Source organism: Cryobacterium sp. Y82 (genome assembly GCF_002929495.1).
In the GTDB taxonomy this organism is placed as follows: Bacteria; Actinomycetota; Actinomycetes; order Actinomycetales; family Microbacteriaceae; genus Cryobacterium; species Cryobacterium serini.
This window is the reverse complement of sequence record NZ_PJJJ01000006.1, coordinates 1-2,623: the sequence shown is the minus strand read 5'-3', so window position 1 is coordinate 2,623 and position 2,623 is coordinate 1. Positions and strand designations below refer to the sequence as shown.

Below are 2,623 nucleotides of genomic sequence, written 5' to 3'. Positions count from 1 at the left end.
GGCCACCCTCTCGGGTATCCGTGACGCGGCCGGCAACGCGATGGCGACGAGCACCTGGTCGTTCATCACCGGTCCGGCTCCAAGGATCACTACGAGGACTCCCGCTGCGGGAGCCACCGCGGTGCGCCGGAATGCCAACGTGACCGCGCTCTTCAGTGAAGACATCACCGGAGTAGCCGCTGGCACGGTTCAGATCACCCGGGTCTCCAGCGGGGCGGTCGTCACATCGGCGGCGGCATTCAACGCCACCACCAATGTGCTGACCATCAACCCCTCGGTGACCCTGAGTTCGAATGTGCAATACCGGGTGACCATCACCGGTGGAAACACGAGCGTTCGAGATCTCGCGGGCAACCCCCTGGTGACGAGTACGTGGACCTTCACGACCGGCACCGTGCTCTAGGCCAGGGAACCTGAACCACCCCCCAACGACCGGCTGGCGACTCTTCCCGAGTTGCCGGCCGGTTCGTGTATGCCGGCGATCTCCCGTCAGTGGAGCCTCGAGAATGGCAGGCAATCCCCTGCGCGCCACCCTGGCGCTAACCCCAGTATTTTTACAAGCTTCGGCTGACATCGTTCCTACAGGCGTGAAGAGTTCTTCATCTTATGGAATGGAAGGGGCACCATGAAAAAATCATCTGACCGGTCGGAACGAGTCGGATTGTGGTTGCCGGGTCGGCGCCAGACGGCGCTGGCGGGGCTCGCTGTCGCCGTGCTGTGCTCCAGCCTCGTGCTCGCCATCCCAGCGGCCCAGGCGGCCGTTCCGACCTTTCCCGACAACATCGTGGTCTTTCCCAACCGGGACTTCGTCGTTCTCGAGGGCTACCAAGACCATCTAGGTGAGACGGCGACCGTAGAGGTCAGCCGCGCCGGTGTCGGTGTGATTGGCTCAGCCGAGGCTGTTGTCCAGGCCGGCGACGTAGCCTTTGAGATCAACCATCCCGGCGGCGTGTGCTGGGGTGCCGGAACCGGCCTCCAGGTAACCCCCGATATCCTTCCGGCGGACACCGTATCCGTCAAATTTGGTGCCACCGCTTCCGGAGACACCCTGGTCCAAGACCTGTTTGTGACCGGCAGCGCTGTGCGCAGCGCAAACACCGTCACGGTTACCGGCCATATCGGCGCGACGGTCAACCGGGCACAGGTCGAACAACGTATCATCGAGCCAGCACTGGTGCCCACGAGCGTGCAGCGCCGCGACGTGCGTGCAGTACCGGGTCCGATGACCCGCGCACCCAAGGGCGGCTACGAGTCCAGCCTGGAATTTGATCTGGACGGACCGAACACCTTCACCGCCACCTATGTTTTCGACCAACTTGATACGGCGCAGCTCGCAGCCGATGCGGGCGGCGAGCGAGCCATGGGATGGCAGGCCGAAGACCTCGATGCCAACCGCCAGGGCTTGACCATCGCCGAGTTCGGTGAACTGGGCGGCCCCGGCATGGGCGGCTGCCCCAATGGCCCGCTCCTGTCGGGCCCTCCCGGACCGACGAGCGTCGCAGCCACCAAGGTAGGCAACGGGATCGCGGTCACGTGGACCCCCGCGCAGGCGATCCCCGGAACAGCAGCTATTACCGGGTACCGGGTCGTTGCCGTGGGGCAAACCGTCACGAACAACGAGCAAATTGAAATCGGAAAGCGCATCACCGGTCAGAGTGCAACCGGCGCCACCCTCACTTCTCTAATCGCTGGGGAAACCTACGACGTGTATGTGGTCGCGGTCAGCAGCGTTGGAGAAACTTTCCCGGCCGTTCATGCCATCCCGGCAACCGACAACACGGCGCCTACCGTCGCGGCAACGCCGGCCGGAGGCACGTTCGATACCGCACAATCGGTCACGCTGAACGCCAACGAGACCGGAGCGGATATCTACTACACCGTCGACGGTTCCGACGTGGTTCTCGCCGGCGGTGTCATCTCCGACTCCGCCACTCTCTACAGCGGAGCGATACCCGTCACCACCTCCACAACGCTCACGTTCAATGCCTTCGATCCCGCCGGAAACGTTTCGGCCACAGGGCAGGCGGTATTCACGATCAATGTGGTCAATCCGGAACCTGATGTCGTTGCCCCCACGGTGACGGCGAGGACACCGCTGGCGGGCGCCAGCGCGGTCAGTGCGACCGACGACCTGACGGCAACGTTCAGCGAAGCGGTCACGGGAGTCGGCGACACCACATTCGTGCTCGCCAACGGTGCCACGACCGTTCCCGCCGTAGTGTCATACGACGCCAGCACTCGGGTTGCGACCCTGAACCCGAGCGCGACATTGTCGGCCGACACGTCCTATACGGTGACACTGTCGGGAATTGCGGATGTTGCGGGCAACCTGATAGCTCCCGACGGCTGGTCGTTCACGACAGCTCCGACCGCACCCGTGGTGCAGGTTGTGGCTGGGGCGCCCGTGATCGGAACCTCGGTTGCGGGAAATGCTTCGGCGACCGTAAATTGGACGGCCCCGGTGCCGGTGGCTAATGCCGCCGCGATCACGGGCTACCTGGTGCGCACCTTCACTGGAGCGGACGCAACGGCAACTGGAACGACGACGGTGGCGAATGTGACCAGCGCGGTGATCGGGTCGTTGATCAATGGCACGGGGTACACCTTCGATGTTGCGGCGATC

The 2,623-nt window shown here is 64.0% G+C and carries 2 protein-coding genes; both read left to right on the top strand.

Annotation, left to right across the window (positions count from 1 at the left end; genetic code table 11):
• A partial coding sequence (locus tag CXY70_RS00045; protein WP_199183301.1) for an Ig-like domain-containing protein occupies window positions 1-403 on the top strand: 403 nt, incomplete at its 5' end.
• A 222-nt stretch (window positions 404-625) separates the two neighbouring features.
• Window positions 626-2,623: Ig-like domain-containing protein (locus CXY70_RS00040; RefSeq protein WP_104190386.1), on the top strand; the 1,998-nt coding region annotated here is incomplete at its 3' end.